Raw genomic sequence first — 15307 nt, forward strand, 5'->3', positions numbered from 1 at the left:
AGAAAGCCGCAGGCCAGACCAGGCAACCGCATGATCGTCAGAATAACGCCTGAGGATTGTAGAAAGCCGATGGCGACAGGCGCAACCGCACGCGACATGATTCACATTTGATTCACAGTGTGGCGCCGCCACCGTGGCAAACCTGCCGGGCACGCTGTTCTCTCCGTCCGGGCCGTCCGCGCCGTGCGGCCGTGGGCAGTGGGAGCGCGCGGCCCCTCAAGCAGCCTGCCACGACTGAACTGTTCGAGTTCGCCCCGCGCAGGCAGAGCGCGGCCGGCGCTACCGGATCGGTCTTTCGTCACGGACATCACGCACGTCACGCACCTGGTCACGCACACGCAGGAAACTGCCAAAGCGCGGTACGCCATCGCGAGTGAGGCCGTGGTAGCGATAAGTGACCACGCTGCCAAGCGGCGGTGGCGTCTCTCGCTGGGCATCGCTGAAGCCGGTGCCGAGCCGAAACCGCACACCGGCCTCCGTTTCCACTATCAATGCCCCCAGCCGGCCGCCATGGCGGCCACGCCCCGGCAAATGCCCCACCACCGTCGCCTCGGCATCCTGATAGGGCTTGAGCTTCAGCAGCGCATCGCTGCGGCCGGTGCGATACCGAGCCGCGCCATGATGCAACATCAACCCCTCGCCGCCCGCCGCCACCACCTCATCGAGCCGCGCCAGTAACTCGTCACGATCGGCCACGCGGAACTGAGTGATAACGGCCGCATAAGGCGATGGAGGCAGCGCCTGCATCGCCGCGTAGCGCTCGGTGAAGGTGCCGGGGTGCTCGGGCAGATCAAAGATCATGAAGCGAATATTGCGCCATTGCGCCGGCACTGGCGTGTGACGCCGCACCGCGCCGGACACCTCGTCAAAACGGCCGCGCCCGATCCACAGCTCGCCATCCATGGCCTGCGCTGGAAAACCCTCGGTAAACCAGGCGGGGGCGTGAAAAGGATGGCCCTGTCGCGAGATCAGCGCCTCGCCATCCCAGCGCGCCCGCACCCCATCAAACTTTTCGCTGACCCAGTAATGATGCAGGTCGGTTTCGCCGCGATATTCCCGCGCCAGCAATAACGCCGGCGCATCGGCCAGCGCGGCGGCGCTGCACAGGCAGCACAGCAGTATCCAGTATTTCATGGCTATCCCTCGCCGTTGTTCTGTTTGCAAAAGACAAGATTAGCGAAGGAAAAGAGGAGGCGCTGTCGGCCGGCGCCGACGGTATGTGTCAGCGATTGCTGACAGAAAAAGTGCGTGATTCGCCAAGGATGCTCTGAATAACCAACCGGCTCCACCTTGATTCGTCCATGCTCGAGCCGATTTGGCGCCCTGCCCCCTTTAACGTTTTTATTCGTTGTCTGAAAGCTCCGTGGGGGCGGATTTCAGGCGCACTGGCGCTGCGCCAGCAGGCTTTTCTGGCTGCGGCCATGTTCCGTATCCCCCGCATTGCGCTGGAGATACGGAACAAAGTTGCGGGCTTATGGGTATGCCGTATCAGTTCGGGCAGCGATTGCTTCGGTTATTCCACCGTCACCGATTTCGCCAGGTTGCGCGGCTGATCCACATCCGTACCGCGCATCACGGCCACATGGTAGCTGAGCAGTTGCAGCGGCACGGTGTAGACGATCGGGATCAGGCACTCCGGCACGGCGGGCATGTTCAGCACGGTCATGCCGTCTTCGTTTTCCAGTGCCGCATCGCCATCGGCGAAGATGAACAGCTCTCCGCCTCGCGCACGCACTTCCTGAAGGTTGGATTTCAGTTTTTCCAGCAGCTCGTCGTTGGGCGCCACCGCGACCACGGGCATTTCCTTGTCTACCAGCGCCAGTGGGCCATGCTTGAGCTCACCGGCCGGATAGGCTTCGGCGTGGATATAGGAAATCTCCTTGAGCTTGAGCGCGCCTTCCATCGCCACCGGGTATTGCGTGCCCCGGCCCAGGAACAGGGTGTGATTTTTCTCCACAAACTGCTCGGCCAGCTTTTCGATCTCATCGTCAAGCAGCAGCACTTGCTGAATCAGGCCCGGCAGTTGTCGCAGCTCGTCCAGCTGTGCCTGGATGGTTGCCTCATCCACACCGCGAACGCGGGCCATGGCCAGCACCAGCATTTTCAGGGCGGCCAGCTGAGTCGTGAACGCCTTGGTGGAGGCAACGCCGATTTCCGGGCCGGCGCGGGTCAGCAGCACCAGCTCGGATTCGCGCACTAGCGACGAGCTGTCCACGTTGCACACCGCCAGCCGGCCAACATAGTTGGGGCTGTTGGTGGCGCGCAGAGCGGCCAGGGTATCGGCGGTTTCACCACTTTGCGAGATGGTCACGAACAAGGTGCCTTCCGGCACCACATGAGTGCGGTAGCGGAATTCGCTGGCGACTTCCACCTGGCATGGCACACCGGCGAGTGCCTCCAGCCAGTAACGGGCAATCATGCCGGCATGGTAGCTGGTGCCGCAGGCAATGATCTGGATAAAGCGTACGCGCTCCAGCAGATCGGCGTTCTTGCTGAACAGCCCATCAAGGTCAGCCACGCTACCGAGGCGGCCTTCGAGGGTGCGTTGCAGCGCAACTGGTTGCTCGAAGATTTCCTTGAGCATGTAGTGGCGATATTCGCCCTTTTCGGCATCTTCGTGGGTGCCGTCGAATTCGTGAATTTCACGTTCGACTTCCGTGCCGTCACGATCAAAAATGCGCACGCTGTCACGGCGCACTTCTGCCACATCGCCTTCTTGCAGGAAAATAAAGCGTGTGGTGACGGGCAGTAGCGCCAGCTGATCGGAGGCGACGTAGTTTTCACCAATGCCGAGGCCGATCACCAGCGGGCTGCCGCTGCGCACGGCGATAAAGCGATCCTGATCGGTTTCGCTCACCACACCCAGCGCGTAGGCGCCATGCAGCTCGCGCACGGTGCGTTGTACGGCGGCAAGCAGATCATCACCAGCCGCAATCGCCTGATGCACCATGTGCACGATCACTTCGCTGTCGGTGTCGGAGTGGAACTCGTAGCCTTCGCCTTGCAGCCGGTTGCGCAGGCTCTGATAGTTCTCGATGATGCCGTTGTGCACCAGCGCCAGGCCATTGCCGGACATATGCGGGTGCGCGTTACGCTCGGAAGGCACACCATGTGTCGCCCAGCGCGTGTGGGCGATACCCAGTGTGCCGCTGGTGCCGGAATCATTCACCGCATCATCCAGTGCCTGTACTTTCCCTGCACGGCGCACGCGTTGCACGCCGCTTTTGTCGACGATGGCCACACCGGCCGAATCATAGCCACGATATTCCAGCCGCTTCAGGCCCGTCAGCAGAATCCCTGCGACATTACGCTCTGCGATTGCACCCACAATCCCACACATAGACGTTCAATCCTTTTTTTGCGGCCGTTGCCAGCCACTGATGTTTCTCTGTTTGCCCCGTGCCACAGCCAGCTCACCCGCTGCAACATCGCGAGTGATGACGCTGCCTGCGCCGACGGTAGCCTCCTTGCCGATGGTCACCGGTGCGACCAGTGACGCGTTGGAACCGATAAAAGCGTTATCCCCGATCAGGGTTTGCGATTTGTTCACGCCATCGTAATTGCAGGTGATGGTGCCCGCGCCCACATTGACGTGCTCACCCAGCTCGCTGTCACCGACATAGCTCAGATGATTGATCTTGCTGCCAGTTCCAACGCGGGTATTTTTCGTTTCGACAAAGTTGCCGATCTTGCCACGCGACGCCATCACCGTGCCGGGGCGCAGCCGTGCAAAAGGCCCGATCTGGCAGGCTTCGCCGATCTCGGCGCCGTCGATCACCGAGTTGGCTTCCACCACGGTGCCACGGCCGATCTGTGCATTACGGATCACACAATTGGGGCCGATGCGCACGCCGTCGGCCAAGCTCACTGCGCCCTCCAGTACGACGTTCACGTCCAGCACCACATCCTGCCCGCATTCGACTGTGCCGCGAATATCCAGCCGCGCCGGGTCGAGCACTGTGGCGCCGGCGCGCATCAGCTGTTCCGCCTGTACCTGCTGAAAGATGCGCTCCAGACGCGCCAGCTGCACGCGATCATTGACGCCATCCACTTCCCACGGGAATGCCGGCTGCACCGCTTCCACCGCCAGCCCGGCCTCGACGGCCATGGCAATCACATCGGTGAGATAATATTCACCTTGCGCATTGTTGCTGGAGAGTTTCGGCAGCACCTCGGCAAGAAATTTGCGCGGGCAGGCAAGAATGCCGGTGTTGATTTCGCGGATGGCGCGTTGCGCCGGGTCGGCGTCCTTGAATTCGACTATCGCCTGCACCTCGCCGGCGGCGTTGCGCACGATGCGGCCGTAGGCACCGGGGTCGTCCATTTCCAGCGTCATCAGCGCCAGCCGTGTCGGCGTCACACGCTCGACAAAACTGCGCAGGGTATCCGGCTGGATCAGCGGCACGTCGCCGTAAAGGATCAGCACCACATCTTCGCTGACATGGGGCATCGCCTGGGCCACCGCATGGCCGGTGCCAAGCTGTTCGGCCTGCTCGGCCCAGGTGACGTCGGCGGCGGGCACTTTTTCCCGCACCAGATCACCGCCATGGCCGTAGACCACGCAGATGCGCGCAGGCGCCAGCGAGCGTGCACCGTCGATGACGTGGGCCAGCATCGGCCGGCCAGCGATCGGGTGCGCCACCTTCGGCAGGTGCGAGCGCATCCGGGTGCCCTTGCCCGCAGCAAGGATGATCACTGCAAGTTCCATCTTGTACCTCGTCTGCCAGGGCCTGTTCGCCCCGCGTTCTCAATCGGCGCTCTTGCCAATCAGCGCTTGTGTTCGGTTGTTCCGGTGTTCAACGTTCCTGAGCTAGTAGGGTGCTGCTCGCCCTTTTCTTGCGGCGGGAAAACCCTCAGCGCATGTGCCTGAGACGCGCCCGGCCTGAAAAGCAAAAAAGGGGCAGCCTGGCAGCTACCCCTTCGTGACGCTGGCATCGGATGCCTTGTCGCTTATTTACCGGCACCACCGAATTTTTTCTTCATCTGCTGGATAGCACGCAGCTGCGCGACCGATTCAGCAAGCTGTGCGGCGGCGGCGCTGTAATCCATTTCAGTATTCTTGCCTTCCAGCGCTTCTTTGGCACGCTGGCGGGCTTCTTCGGCCGCAGCTTCGTCCATGTCGTGTGCGCGTGCGGCAGCATCCGCCAGCACGGTAACCACTTTTGGCTGCACTTCCACGAAGCCGCCGTTGACATAGAACACTTCTTCTTCACCGCCCTGCTTGATGATTCGTACCGGGCCGGGGTTCAGGCCGGTCAGCAGCGGTGCGTGACCGGGCAGGATACCGAGATCACCCTCGCTGCCGGACGCCACTACCATTTCCACCAGCCCGGAAAACAGTTGTTTCTCAGCACTGACGATGTCGCATTGCACAGTCATCGACATGGGGCTTCTCCTGAATATCCTGCTTCAACCACCCGGCGTCCGCAGACGCCGGATGCTGCGCTTACTTGGCCTGGCGGGCGTTGTAGGCTTCGATCACTTCGTCGATGGAGCCCTTCATGTAGAAGTCCTGCTCCGGAATGTGATCGAACTCGCCGCTCAGGATACCCTGGAAACCACGAATGGTGTCTTTCAGGGAAACGTACTTACCCGGCGAGCCGGTGAATACTTCCGCCACGAAGAACGGCTGGGACAGGAAGCGTTCGATTTTACGCGCACGCATTACGGTCAGCTTGTCGTCTTCGGACAGCTCGTCCATACCCAGGATCGCGATGATGTCCTTCAGCTCTTTGTAGCGCTGGAGAACCGTCTGCACGCCACGGGCGGCGGCATAGTGCTCTTCGCCGATCACCAGCGGATCAAGCTGGCGCGAGGTGGAATCCAGCGGGTCGATCGCCGGGTAGATACCCTTGGCGGCAATGTCACGGCTCAGTACCACGGTGGCATCAAGGTGAGCAAAGGTGGTGGCCGGCGACGGGTCGGTCAAGTCATCTGCAGGCACGTAAACGGCCTGAACGGAGGTGATCGAGCCGGTCTTGGTGGAGGTGATGCGCTCTTGCAGCACGCCCATCTCTTCCGCCAGAGTCGGTTGATAACCTACTGCCGATGGCATACGGCCGAGCAGTGCCGATACTTCGGTACCTGCCAGGGTGTAACGGTAGATGTTGTCGACGAACAGCAGTACGTCGCGGCCTTCATCACGGAATTTCTCCGCCATGGTCAGGCCGGTCAGGGCCACACGCAGACGGTTGCCCGGCGGCTCGTTCATCTGACCGTATACCAGCGCCACCTTGTCGAGAACATTGGAATCTTTCATCTCGTGGTAGAAATCGTTCCCTTCGCGGGTACGCTCACCCACACCGGCAAACACAGAGAAACCGGAGTGCTCGATGGCGATGTTACGGATCAGCTCCATCATGTTCACGGTCTTGCCCACACCGGCGCCACCGAACAGGCCGACTTTACCACCCTTGGCAAACGGGCAGACCAGGTCGATCACCTTGATGCCGGTTTCCAGCAGCTCGTTGGCGGCAGCCTGCTCCGCGTAGCTCGGCGCCTTGCGGTGGATCGGCATGCGCTCCTGCTCGCCAATCGGGCCAGCTTCGTCAATCGGGCGGCCCAGTACATCCATGATCCGGCCCAGGGTTTCTTTACCCACTGGCACCTGGATCGGCGCATTAGTGCTGGCCACATCCAGCCCACGCTTGAGGCCTTCGGTGGAGCCCATGGCGATGGTGCGAACGATGCCGTCACCGAGTTGCTGTTGTACTTCCAGAACGGTATCGGCACCGCTCACTGTCAGTGCATCGTAGACATTGGGCACAGCCTCACGCGGAAACTCCACGTCGATTACAGCGCCGATGATCTGAACAATACGACCGCTACTCATGCTTGCATCCTCTCAGCTTCTCTGCCCGCGCGGTCAGACCGCGGCGGCGCCACTAACAATTTCGGAGATTTCCTGGGTAATGGCCGCCTGGCGGGCCTTGTTATACAGGAGCTCCAGATCACGAATCAGGTCGCCGGCGTTATCGGTCGCCGCCTTCATGGCAACCATCCGCGCAGCCTGTTCACAGGCGTTGTTTTCCACCACACCCTGATACACCTGCGTCTCGATAAACCGCTTCAGCAGGCCATCGATCAGCTCACGGGCAGAGGGCTCGTAGATGTAATCCCAACGTTGCCCGGTGGTGTTCTTGAACTCGGACTCATCGCCCGATTTCAGTGGCAGCAACTGCTGCACCAGCGGGCTTTGCGTCATGGTGTTGACGAACTCGTTGTACACCAGATACACGCGGTCCAGCTCACCGGCAACGAACGCATCCGCCATCACCTTGATCGAGCCCACCAGATCACCCATATGGGGGGTGTCACCCAGGCCACTCACCGAGGACGTCACATTGCCGCCAAAGCTGCGGAAGAAACTCAACGCCTTGTTACCGATGGCGAGATACTGCACTTCCACACCCTGCTCCGACCACTGACGCGCTTCGCGCACCACTTGCTTGAGCAGGTTGACGTTCAGGCCGCCGGCCAGGCCGCGATCACTGCTGACCACGATATAGCCCACCTTCTTCACCTCGCGCTCGGCAAGGTAAGGGTGGCGATATTCCACATCAGCGTTCGCCAGATGCGCGATCACTTCGCGGATGCGCGTGGCGTACGGTTTGGACGCCGCCATGCGCTCCTGAGCGCGACGCATCTTGCTGGCGGCAACCATCTCCATCGCACGGGTGATCTTCCGCGTGCTCTGGACACTTGCGATTTTGGTACGTACCTCTTTCGCGCCGGCCATAGGACTGTCCTTTTAAGCGATTACCAGGTCTGGGTGGCCTTGAACGTCTCGATCGCGCCCTTGATACCGGACTCGATCTCGCCGTTGAAGTCGCCCTTCTCGTTGATCTTGTCCATCAACGCTTTCTGCTCGCTGTTCATATAATCCAGCAGCGCGGCTTCGAACTTGCCGATTTTTTCCAGCTCGACATCCTTCAGGAAGCCTTCGTTGATGGCGTACAACACGACGCCCATTTCGGCTACCGACATCGGGCTGAACTGCTTCTGTTTCATCAGCTCGGTGGCGCGCTGGCCGTGCTCAAGCTGCGCACGGGTGGCTTCGTCCAGATCGGAAGCGAACTGCGCAAACGCTGCCAGCTCACGATACTGTGCCAGCGCCAGACGAATACCGCCGCCCAGCTTCTTGATGATCTTGGTCTGCGCTGCACCACCTACCCGCGATACCGAGATACCGGCGTTCATGGCCGGGCGGATACCCGCGTTGAACAGGTCGGTTTCAACGAAGATCTGACCATCGGTGATGGAGATCACGTTGGTCGGTACGAACGCAGATACGTCACCCGCCTGGGTTTCGATGATCGGCAGCGCCGTCAGCGAGCCGGTCTTGCCTTTCACCGCGCCGTTGGTGAACTTCTCCACGTATTCTTCGTTGACACGGGCAGCGCGTTCCAGCAAACGGGAGTGCAGGTAGAACACGTCACCCGGATACGCTTCGCGGCCCGGCGGACGACGCAGCAGCAGGGAAATCTGACGATATGCCCAGGCTTGCTTGGTCAGGTCATCGTAGACCACCAGCGCGTCTTCACCACGGTCGCGGAAGTATTCACCCATGGCGCAGCCGGCGAACGGGGCCAGATACTGCATGGCTGCCGGATCGGACGCGGAAGCAGCAACGATGATGGTGTTTTCCAGCGCGCCGTGCTCTTCCAGCTTGCGTACCACGTTGGCGATGGTCGATTGCTTCTGACCGATAGCCACATAGATACACTTAATGCCGGAGTTGCGCTGGTTGATGATGGTATCGACCGCGATGGCGGTTTTACCGATCTGACGGTCACCGATGATCAGCTCACGCTGGCCACGGCCGATCGGCGTCATGGCGTCGATGGCTTTCATACCGGTTTGTACCGGCTCGTCGACCGACTTACGCCAGATCACGCCCGGCGCAACCTTTTCCACCGGCTCGGTGACATCGGTGCCCAGCGGGCCCTTACCGTCGATGACGTTACCCAGTGCATCGACCACACGGCCGAGCAGTTCCGGGCCAACCGGCACTTCCAGAATACGGCCGGTACATTTGACCTTCTGGCCTTCCGCTACGCCGAGGTAATCGCCCAGCACCACCGCACCAACCGAATCACGCTCAAGGTTGAGGGCCATGCCATACACACCGCCTTCAAACTCGATCATTTCGCCATACATGACGTCGGCCAGACCATGGATGCGCACGATACCGTCGGAGACCGATACCACGGTTCCTTCGTTGCGCGCCTGGGTGGAGACATCAAGCTTGGCAATACGCTGCTTGATGATCTCGCTGATTTCGGACGGGTTGAGTTGCTGCATGCTTCAATCCCTCAAACTCAAGAGTTCAGTTGCTCGGCCAGGCGGGCCAATCTGCCGCGCACACTGCCATCAATCACGGTGTCACCCGCACGGATCAGGACGCCACCAATCAGGCGCTCATCGACCTTCGATGTGGTGCGCACTTCCCGGCCCAGGCGTTGTTTCAGGCTGGCAACCAGCCGCTCGACTTCAGCTTCTTCCAGCGCATGGGCGGAGATCAGCTCCACATCCACCACTGCCTGCTCGGCGGCCACCAGGGCGTGGAACAGTTCGAAGACAGCCGGCAGCAGCGGCAGTCGGCCATGTTCGGCCAGCTGCGCGACGAAGTTGCGGCCGCCTTCATCCAGTGCGTCGCCACAGACATCGGCAAATGCTTCGGCCCGCTGGCCGGCGCTCAGTTGTGGCTGCTGGAGCCAGGCGCGCATGGCGGGGTCTTCCGCCACTGCCGCGGCCACGCCCAGCATCTTTTCCCATTCCGCCAGGGCACTGTTGTCCCGCGCGAACAGGAAAGCTGCCTTGGCGTAAGGACGAGCGATGGTGGTCAATTCAGCCATGGGTTACCCGCTTAGTCAGAGTTCGGCCGCCAGCTGCTCAAGCAGCTGCTTGTGTGCATCCCGATTCACTTCTGCGCCCAGGACCTGTTCTGCACCTTGCAAAGCCAGCGCAGAAACTTCCTTGCGAAGCTGCTCGCGTGCCTGGTTGATCTCTTGCTCGATCTCGGCCTGTGCTTTCGCAACCAGGCGATCACCTTCCGCCTTGGCATTGGCCTTGGCTTCGTCAAGGATCTGATTGGCACGGCGATTGGCCGCTTCGATGATCTCGGCCGCCTTCTCCTTCGCCTCATGGAGGTTGGAGCTGGCTTTGGCTTGCGCCAGTTCCAGATCACGCGCTGCCCGATCGGCCGCATTGAGGCCATCGGCGATTTTCTGCTTGCGCTCGGTCAGCGCGCCAATGATCGGCGGCCACACGAATTTCATGCAGAACCAGACGAACAAGGCGAACCAGATGACCTGGCCAAGCAGTGTTGCATTAATGTTCATGCGAACACCTCAAACCGCGTTGCGTGAATTTCCCGGATCGGGTCTTACTGGAAGATCATCAGGAACGCGATAGCGATACACATGATCGGCACGGCGTCGAGCAGGCCCGCGATGATGAACATGCGGGTTTGCAGCATCGGAGCCAGCTCCGGCTGACGCGCAACGCTCTCAAGGAAACGACCGCCCATCAGGCCAAAGCCCAGACCGGCGCCGATTGCCGCAAGACCAGCGACGATTGCAGCTGCAAGCAGGTTGAGTTCCATTTTCCACTCCCGTTTTACGTTTAGGTTGCTTGAAATTTCAGTTACGTTACCTGGATGGATCAGTGTTGTTCACTGGCCATGCTGAGATACACGATGGTCAATATCATGAAGATGAATGACTGCAACGGAATCACCAGCAGGTGGAAGATCGCCCACGGCACAGCGCCGACGAACTGCCAGTAGCCAAGCATTGCCGCCAGCAGGATGAATACGAACTCACCCGCGAACATGTTGCCGAACAACCGCAGGCCCAGCGAAACCGGCTTGGCCATCAGAGCGACGAATTCCAGCACGAAGTTGATCGGGATGAACAGAATCTTGCCGATGGGATTGCTGACCTCGAAGGGATGCAGGGTCAGATCACCGATGAAGCCACCGATGCCTTTATGGGTGATGGCAAAGCCGATGATCATGAACAGCACCGAGAAGGACATCGCCAGCGTGATGTTCGGATCAACGGTGGGCACCAGCTTCAGGTATTCCAGGCCGAACAACACTTGCAGGCCCCAGGCGGTATCCACCGGCAGCAGCTTGATGCTGCTCATGATGAACACCCAGCAGAAGGTGGTCAGCGCCAGCGGCGCGATCAGCTTGCTCTTGCCGTGAAAGGTGTCGCGCACCAGACCGTCGACGAATTCCACCACCACTTCGACGAAATTGGAGAATCCGGAAGGAACGCCTGCGCTGGCGCGCCGCGCCACCCACAGGAACAGCCCGAGGAACACAATGCCCATCAGGCCGGAAAAGAACAGGCTGTCCACGTGGAATGCCCAGAAGCCCATGGCGTTCATTTCTTCGCCGCAGCGGGCCAGCACCCATTGGTCAGCCTGGGTGATACTGCCATCGCAACGCACCGTGCCGGCCGGCACCTTGCCGTAGGTCAGATTGGTCAGGTGGTGCTTGATGTACTCGGTCGGTGTATCTGCCATGTGCGTTATCCAGCCATCAACAGTGTGTGAAAAACCCCTCTCGCGACGAGGCGTTTTTTCATGCTGCGGGAGTTCGCCGCCCCGCAGCGGCAGGGCACGCTCGATCCCCTGCCATTAACCATCCTGCCCGTTGCCACCGCCAACCGCCGGGCCACCGGTGACCCGCGCAAGCCAGATCCAGCCGGCCATCTGGGCGATAAAAAAGCTCGCCAGCAGCGCCGCCGCTGCACTTTGGCCGCGCAAGTCCGGCCACTCCCGGAAGGAGAGCCAGAATAGCAGCAACATGATTGCAATCTTGCCCAGCTCGGCGCGGATCACCGCGCCAGCCTGATGTCGTGGATCCCGGTTGCGCGGATGCAACCAGACCTGAAAACCGGCCCAGGCGTGGGCCAGCAGACAGATGGCACCACCCCAAAGGGCGGCCAGGCCCTCAAGGCCCCCGGCCAGTAACGCGGCCAGTGCGCCCGCGATCAACAACGCGGTGAGCTGCACCAGCAAAAGACCCCGGAAAATAACGGCCCCGGGAAACGCAGTTTTGGTCACGGTGACTCCGCCTCGCCAGCACCACCTCAACGGCAGTGGGTGTGGATCCCGCCGTCGGCGAGCCCCGTTCTCAGGCGCGCAGAGTATAGGGACATGCCCCGCCGACTGCAACCGAAGAGCGGCATGAAATCTTGCTTTGCGGTGCGGTTTATGACCACCGGCGCACGCGCCACAAGTGAAGCCGGCACATGAGCCGCGCTCGTGTTCCGGGCATCCATGCCGCCGAGCCGCCTGATTTCGCGCTCTGGCGTAGCCAGCCGCCTCTGGGCCGCCGGCGCAGATATGGCGCAACCGCCACAAAACGAAATGATAACGGGGCTGGCGAGCGGCCGAGCGGCCCGATAACGCCCGTCCGTCCGAAACCTCTCCTGGCCCTCGACACGCCGGCCGCGCGGCTCAGGCTGGGGGCGGGTGCGGATATCCAACAGCCGCGAGGAACCCCTTGGCTGGCGAGGTGGCTGCCGGGCCCAGACCACGCCATGCCGGACGGGCCCGGTGAGCCGGGACAGGTTTGCGTAACCAGGCCAGCCGCAGCCGACCAGGCGATGTGCATAGAAGGAGCGACCGGGATGTGTGCAAATAGGGCGGACAGAGCAGACGGCACAACTAGGCAGTCAACCCAGCCTGTTGCGGGCCGGCGTGGCAGCGGTTAATTGATCGGGCCCCGGATGCCACCGGGCTTATCGCCGCTATTGCCACCGCCGACTCGCTCATCGCCCCGCCAGTGCCCGGCCCGCGCGGGCCTGAGCCGGATGTGCCCGCTCAAGCGCTGGCGAACGCTGCCGCTCATTTGATCCCGCTTCGCACGCTCTGGGCACCCCGTCATATAAGGGTGGAGCGACCCGCCGGCCACCGATCGCGGCAAGGCCGTGAAAGCGACCTCGCCGCAGGCAACGTCACAGAGCATCGGCAAGGTATTTGCGAATCAGCGCAATGAATGCTGCTTTCGTCGCAGACTGCTCGAACTCTTCACCACCTTCTGTGCCCAGCTCGCACCCGGCCTGCACCATCAGCTCCCCGACAATGGCCTGGTCGTCCATGTCGTCACGAAACGAGAACAGGTTGATCTCCACCAGCCTATCCATCTCTGCTTGCTCGGGCGTGCTGGCAGGCTCCCACTCTGCGCCAGTTCGTGCCCACTCCTCCTCGGTGGCGTAGTAAAAGAACATATTGCCTTCGTCGGCAAAGTAATGCGGCGCGGATGGAATCAGCTCAAGGGTGCCGCGGGATTCCTGCGTCACCTCCATAGCCAGCACCGCCGCTGGCGGTGTGTCCCGGTCGTCGGTACCACCGAAAAACTGGGGCATTCCGGCACAATAAGCGCGCTGCTTGTTGTAAGGGTTGAGCTGCGCTTTTACCGGAACGTGCATTTTGCCATCGGGCCGGTCGATCAGCGCAATATAATACTTTGGCATAGTTGCCCCCATTTTCAGGAATCCATTTCACAGCGTCCGCTGCTTCAGGTGCCGGGTTGCTTTCTCTCCCACAGCCTCTTTCATCGCCACCAGCCGATCAAAGCCCCGTACCGCGTCCTGTACCAGGGCATGACTTTCGGAGGCGAGCGAGATCGACAGCGCGCATCGCGAGCACATGAAGCGCTGCCCCGACAAAAGCAGTTTGGTGTCGATCGGAATAGTTGTGCCGCAGTCCGGGCAGCCTATCTGGGTTTGCATGTTTATCTCCTTGGCAGAAGGTGGCCCGGCGTCTTGATGCCGGGCCGGTTATGCGGCGCCTGATCACCGTTCGGAAATCAGGACGCTGCTGGCTCCGCTGTGCCCAGCGTGATCGGGCTGATGCTGTTGGTGTACGCCTGGATAATGGTCGTTACCCCTTCGGGCAGCGGCAGCTGGCCAGCCTTCACCGATACCGTGTACTTGGCGCTGTTGCTCTTCTGATAGCTGGTGGTGCTGGAGGCGCTTTGCGAGCTGTCGTGGCTCACGCTGCCCTTTACCTCCACCGACCACCAGCCGGCGCCAAGCTTGGTCTTGAAACTTCCTTCCGCGTGCGACGAGCTTGAGCTTTCCTGCGTCGATTCGTCCGAGTAACTGGATTTCACTTCCATGTCGAAGCCCACCTCCACGTCGGTCACGCCCAAGGCATTGAGCGGGATCAATGTCAGCAGTGGAATATCAAACGAGGTGGTGACATTGGTGATGTTGGTGGGCGGTGCGCTGCCTTGCGCCGCTTCACCCTGGCCGATCACGCCACGGCTGATCTGCATTGTCACCATGATCGGTTGCAACGAGGTACTGTCGCCGTTCTCTACTTTGTTGAAGCAGGTATCAAGCATGAAGTTGGTCTGGGTAACCGCCATCATGCTGTTTGCTTGCGCTGCCGCTGTCAGCGGCCCGCCGATCAGTGAGCGCATCGGCAAACCTGAAAACTGCTGCGCCATCGAGACCAACGCTGGCCCCGTGTTTACGTCTGGCATTATTTTTCTCCTTGAATATTAGTTTGATGCAATACGGGCACCTGCCCCCCGAGGCAGGCGCTCTCAACAGACCGTCAACCCGGGATCTGTGCCCGCAGTGCTCTGGTATAGCCTTCCACAATCTTACGAAGGCCCTCCGGCGATTCGTCGCCGCGAATGCGTATCTCGATTTCCGTCGCGTTCGGTGCCGAAGCACTGACACTGTCGCGCTTGAAGAAACCACTTTTGGATGGCGGCGCCACAAACGCCACCGTGACATCGCCATTGTCTTGCTGCTGCACATCCAGCGCGGAACGGAACACCACTTCTTCGATACGGGAATGGACAATCGGCACCATGGCAATCAGCGGCACATTGACGCTGAGCGTCTTGATGCCTTCGGGTGTTTCGGTGGGGTATTCCATCGTGACATAACGTGGCCGCAAGGTTTCGCTTGCCAGCTGCGCTTCTTCGCCTTCGGCGACGGGCTGTTGCACTGTGTCAAAAAAACGATCCAGAAACTCCCCGGCCTGATTCTGCAAGGCATCATTAGCACCTGTGACCGCTGCTTGGATGGCGTAGACGAGATCTTCAATTTTTATCATGGCCCGACACTCCCGGATCGGAAGCCGGCGCGCAGCCAAAGCTGGCTAACGGCGCTCTCCCGTCTACCAGCCCCACCCGGGCCGTGCACTCCCGTATGATGTTATTCCGGCAGCTCGCAAATGCGCTGCCGCTGAACACGGTTGATTCTGATAAGCGAGCGCGACGCAGGCAATTCCGATTACGACTGGTCCGATTCCAGATCGGAATAACCCG

At 60.8% G+C, this 15307-nt stretch carries 17 protein-coding genes; 1 reads left to right on the forward strand and 16 read right to left on the reverse strand.

Annotated features, from left to right (window positions below; translation table 11 throughout):
* Nucleotides 1–279 precede the first annotated feature (279 nt).
* On the reverse strand, nt 280–1134 hold the full coding sequence (locus tag MU846_RS04015) for a DNA ligase (protein WP_246948678.1): 855 nt from the start codon (nt 1132–1134) through the stop codon (nt 280–282).
* 167 nt (nt 1135–1301) lie between these two features.
* On the opposite strand from MU846_RS04015, the gene MU846_RS04020 reads away from it, so the two are divergent.
* A complete protein-coding gene (locus MU846_RS04020) occupies nt 1302–1553 on the forward strand; it encodes a hypothetical protein (RefSeq protein WP_246948679.1) in 252 nt (83 codons plus the stop codon).
* Here the strand turns inward: MU846_RS04020 and glmS are convergent.
* The 15 genes from glmS to MU846_RS04095 all read right to left on the reverse strand — a co-directional run bounded on the left by glmS (nt 1514) and on the right by MU846_RS04095 (nt 15093).
* On the reverse strand, nt 1514–3340 hold the full coding sequence (gene glmS, locus MU846_RS04025; protein WP_246948680.1) for a glutamine--fructose-6-phosphate transaminase (isomerizing): 1827 nt from the start codon (nt 3338–3340) through the stop codon (nt 1514–1516). The two genes, MU846_RS04020 and glmS, sit on opposite strands and share 40 nt — an antisense overlap.
* Before the next feature lie 6 nt (nt 3341–3346).
* Nucleotides 3347–4708: a bifunctional UDP-N-acetylglucosamine diphosphorylase/glucosamine-1-phosphate N-acetyltransferase GlmU gene (gene glmU, locus MU846_RS04030; protein WP_246948681.1), complete on the reverse strand. Its 1362-nt coding sequence runs from the start codon at nt 4706–4708 to the stop codon at nt 3347–3349.
* Nucleotides 4709–4950: 242 nt separating this feature from the next.
* Nucleotides 4951–5385 carry a F0F1 ATP synthase subunit epsilon gene (locus tag MU846_RS04035; RefSeq protein ID WP_246948682.1) on the reverse strand — a complete coding sequence of 145 codons (435 nt, stop codon included), beginning with the start codon at nt 5383–5385 and terminating at the stop codon, nt 4951–4953.
* A 61-nt stretch (nt 5386–5446) separates the two neighbouring features.
* Entirely contained in the window at nt 5447–6832 is a 1386-nt protein-coding gene (gene atpD, locus MU846_RS04040) for a F0F1 ATP synthase subunit beta (protein WP_246948684.1), read from the reverse strand.
* Nucleotides 6833–6865: 33 nt separating this feature from the next.
* Nucleotides 6866–7738, reverse strand: coding sequence for a F0F1 ATP synthase subunit gamma (atpG, locus tag MU846_RS04045; RefSeq protein ID WP_246948686.1), 873 nt, complete (start codon nt 7736–7738; stop codon nt 6866–6868).
* A 20-nt stretch (nt 7739–7758) separates the two neighbouring features.
* The gene (atpA, locus tag MU846_RS04050) at nt 7759–9303 is read right to left on the reverse strand and encodes a F0F1 ATP synthase subunit alpha (protein WP_246948692.1); all 1545 of its coding nucleotides are present in this window, start codon (nt 9301–9303) and stop codon (nt 7759–7761) included.
* 17 nt (nt 9304–9320) lie between these two features.
* Entirely contained in the window at nt 9321–9857 is a 537-nt protein-coding gene (locus MU846_RS04055; RefSeq protein ID WP_246948693.1) for a F0F1 ATP synthase subunit delta, read from the reverse strand.
* A gap of 15 nt (nt 9858–9872) precedes the next feature.
* Nucleotides 9873–10343 (reverse strand): F0F1 ATP synthase subunit B, encoded by a 471-nt coding sequence (locus MU846_RS04060; protein WP_246948694.1) that lies wholly within the window; start codon nt 10341–10343, stop codon nt 9873–9875.
* A gap of 44 nt (nt 10344–10387) precedes the next feature.
* Nucleotides 10388–10606, reverse strand: coding sequence for a F0F1 ATP synthase subunit C (gene atpE, locus MU846_RS04065; RefSeq protein ID WP_008734510.1), 219 nt, complete (start codon nt 10604–10606; stop codon nt 10388–10390).
* A gap of 59 nt (nt 10607–10665) precedes the next feature.
* Nucleotides 10666–11535: a F0F1 ATP synthase subunit A gene (gene atpB / locus MU846_RS04070; RefSeq protein WP_246948695.1), complete on the reverse strand. Its 870-nt coding sequence runs from the start codon at nt 11533–11535 to the stop codon at nt 10666–10668.
* A 114-nt stretch (nt 11536–11649) separates the two neighbouring features.
* Nucleotides 11650–12078 (reverse strand): ATP synthase subunit I, encoded by a 429-nt coding sequence (locus MU846_RS04075; RefSeq protein ID WP_246948698.1) that lies wholly within the window; start codon nt 12076–12078, stop codon nt 11650–11652.
* 896 nt (nt 12079–12974) lie between these two features.
* Complete coding sequence (locus tag MU846_RS04080; RefSeq protein WP_246948700.1) at nt 12975–13493, reverse strand: hypothetical protein; 519 nt, start codon at nt 13491–13493, stop codon at nt 12975–12977.
* A gap of 27 nt (nt 13494–13520) precedes the next feature.
* Nucleotides 13521–13751, reverse strand: a complete 231-nt coding sequence (locus MU846_RS04085) for a hypothetical protein (RefSeq protein WP_246948710.1) — start codon at nt 13749–13751, stop codon at nt 13521–13523.
* A gap of 77 nt (nt 13752–13828) precedes the next feature.
* Nucleotides 13829–14509: a DUF2589 domain-containing protein gene (locus MU846_RS04090; RefSeq protein ID WP_246948712.1), complete on the reverse strand. Its 681-nt coding sequence runs from the start codon at nt 14507–14509 to the stop codon at nt 13829–13831.
* Nucleotides 14510–14583: 74 nt separating this feature from the next.
* A complete protein-coding gene (locus MU846_RS04095; protein WP_246948715.1) occupies nt 14584–15093 on the reverse strand; it encodes a DUF2589 domain-containing protein in 510 nt (169 codons plus the stop codon).
* Nucleotides 15094–15307: the final 214 nt, after the last annotated feature.

It is taken from the genome of Alcanivorax quisquiliarum (assembly GCF_023051175.1).
Classification (GTDB): domain Bacteria; phylum Pseudomonadota; class Gammaproteobacteria; order Pseudomonadales; family Alcanivoracaceae; genus Isoalcanivorax; species Isoalcanivorax quisquiliarum.

Excerpts from the sequence above, each read along its gene's own strand:
- MU846_RS04015 (WP_246948678.1), bottom strand. The coding sequence starts at position 1,134 with ATGAAATACTGGATACTGCTGTGCTGCCTGTGCAGCGCCGCCGCGCTG.
- MU846_RS04020 (WP_246948679.1), top strand. The coding sequence starts at position 1,302 with ATGCTCGAGCCGATTTGGCGCCCTGCCCCCTTTAACGTTTTTATTCGT.
- glmS (WP_246948680.1), bottom strand. The coding sequence starts at position 3,340 with ATGTGTGGGATTGTGGGTGCAATCGCAGAGCGTAATGTCGCAGGGATT.
- glmU (WP_246948681.1), bottom strand. The coding sequence starts at position 4,708 with ATGGAACTTGCAGTGATCATCCTTGCTGCGGGCAAGGGCACCCGGATG.
- MU846_RS04035 (WP_246948682.1), bottom strand. The coding sequence starts at position 5,385 with ATGTCGATGACTGTGCAATGCGACATCGTCAGTGCTGAGAAACAACTG.
- atpD (WP_246948684.1), bottom strand. The coding sequence starts at position 6,832 with ATGAGTAGCGGTCGTATTGTTCAGATCATCGGCGCTGTAATCGACGTG.
- atpG (WP_246948686.1), bottom strand. The coding sequence starts at position 7,738 with ATGGCCGGCGCGAAAGAGGTACGTACCAAAATCGCAAGTGTCCAGAGC.
- atpA (WP_246948692.1), bottom strand. The coding sequence starts at position 9,303 with ATGCAGCAACTCAACCCGTCCGAAATCAGCGAGATCATCAAGCAGCGT.
- MU846_RS04055 (WP_246948693.1), bottom strand. The coding sequence starts at position 9,857 with ATGGCTGAATTGACCACCATCGCTCGTCCTTACGCCAAGGCAGCTTTC.
- MU846_RS04060 (WP_246948694.1), bottom strand. The coding sequence starts at position 10,343 with ATGAACATTAATGCAACACTGCTTGGCCAGGTCATCTGGTTCGCCTTG.
- atpE (WP_008734510.1), bottom strand. The coding sequence starts at position 10,606 with ATGGAACTCAACCTGCTTGCAGCTGCAATCGTCGCTGGTCTTGCGGCA.
- atpB (WP_246948695.1), bottom strand. The coding sequence starts at position 11,535 with ATGGCAGATACACCGACCGAGTACATCAAGCACCACCTGACCAATCTG.
- MU846_RS04080 (WP_246948700.1), bottom strand. The coding sequence starts at position 13,493 with ATGCCAAAGTATTATATTGCGCTGATCGACCGGCCCGATGGCAAAATG.
- MU846_RS04085 (WP_246948710.1), bottom strand. The coding sequence starts at position 13,751 with ATGCAAACCCAGATAGGCTGCCCGGACTGCGGCACAACTATTCCGATC.
- MU846_RS04090 (WP_246948712.1), bottom strand. The coding sequence starts at position 14,509 with ATGCCAGACGTAAACACGGGGCCAGCGTTGGTCTCGATGGCGCAGCAG.
- MU846_RS04095 (WP_246948715.1), bottom strand. The coding sequence starts at position 15,093 with ATGATAAAAATTGAAGATCTCGTCTACGCCATCCAAGCAGCGGTCACA.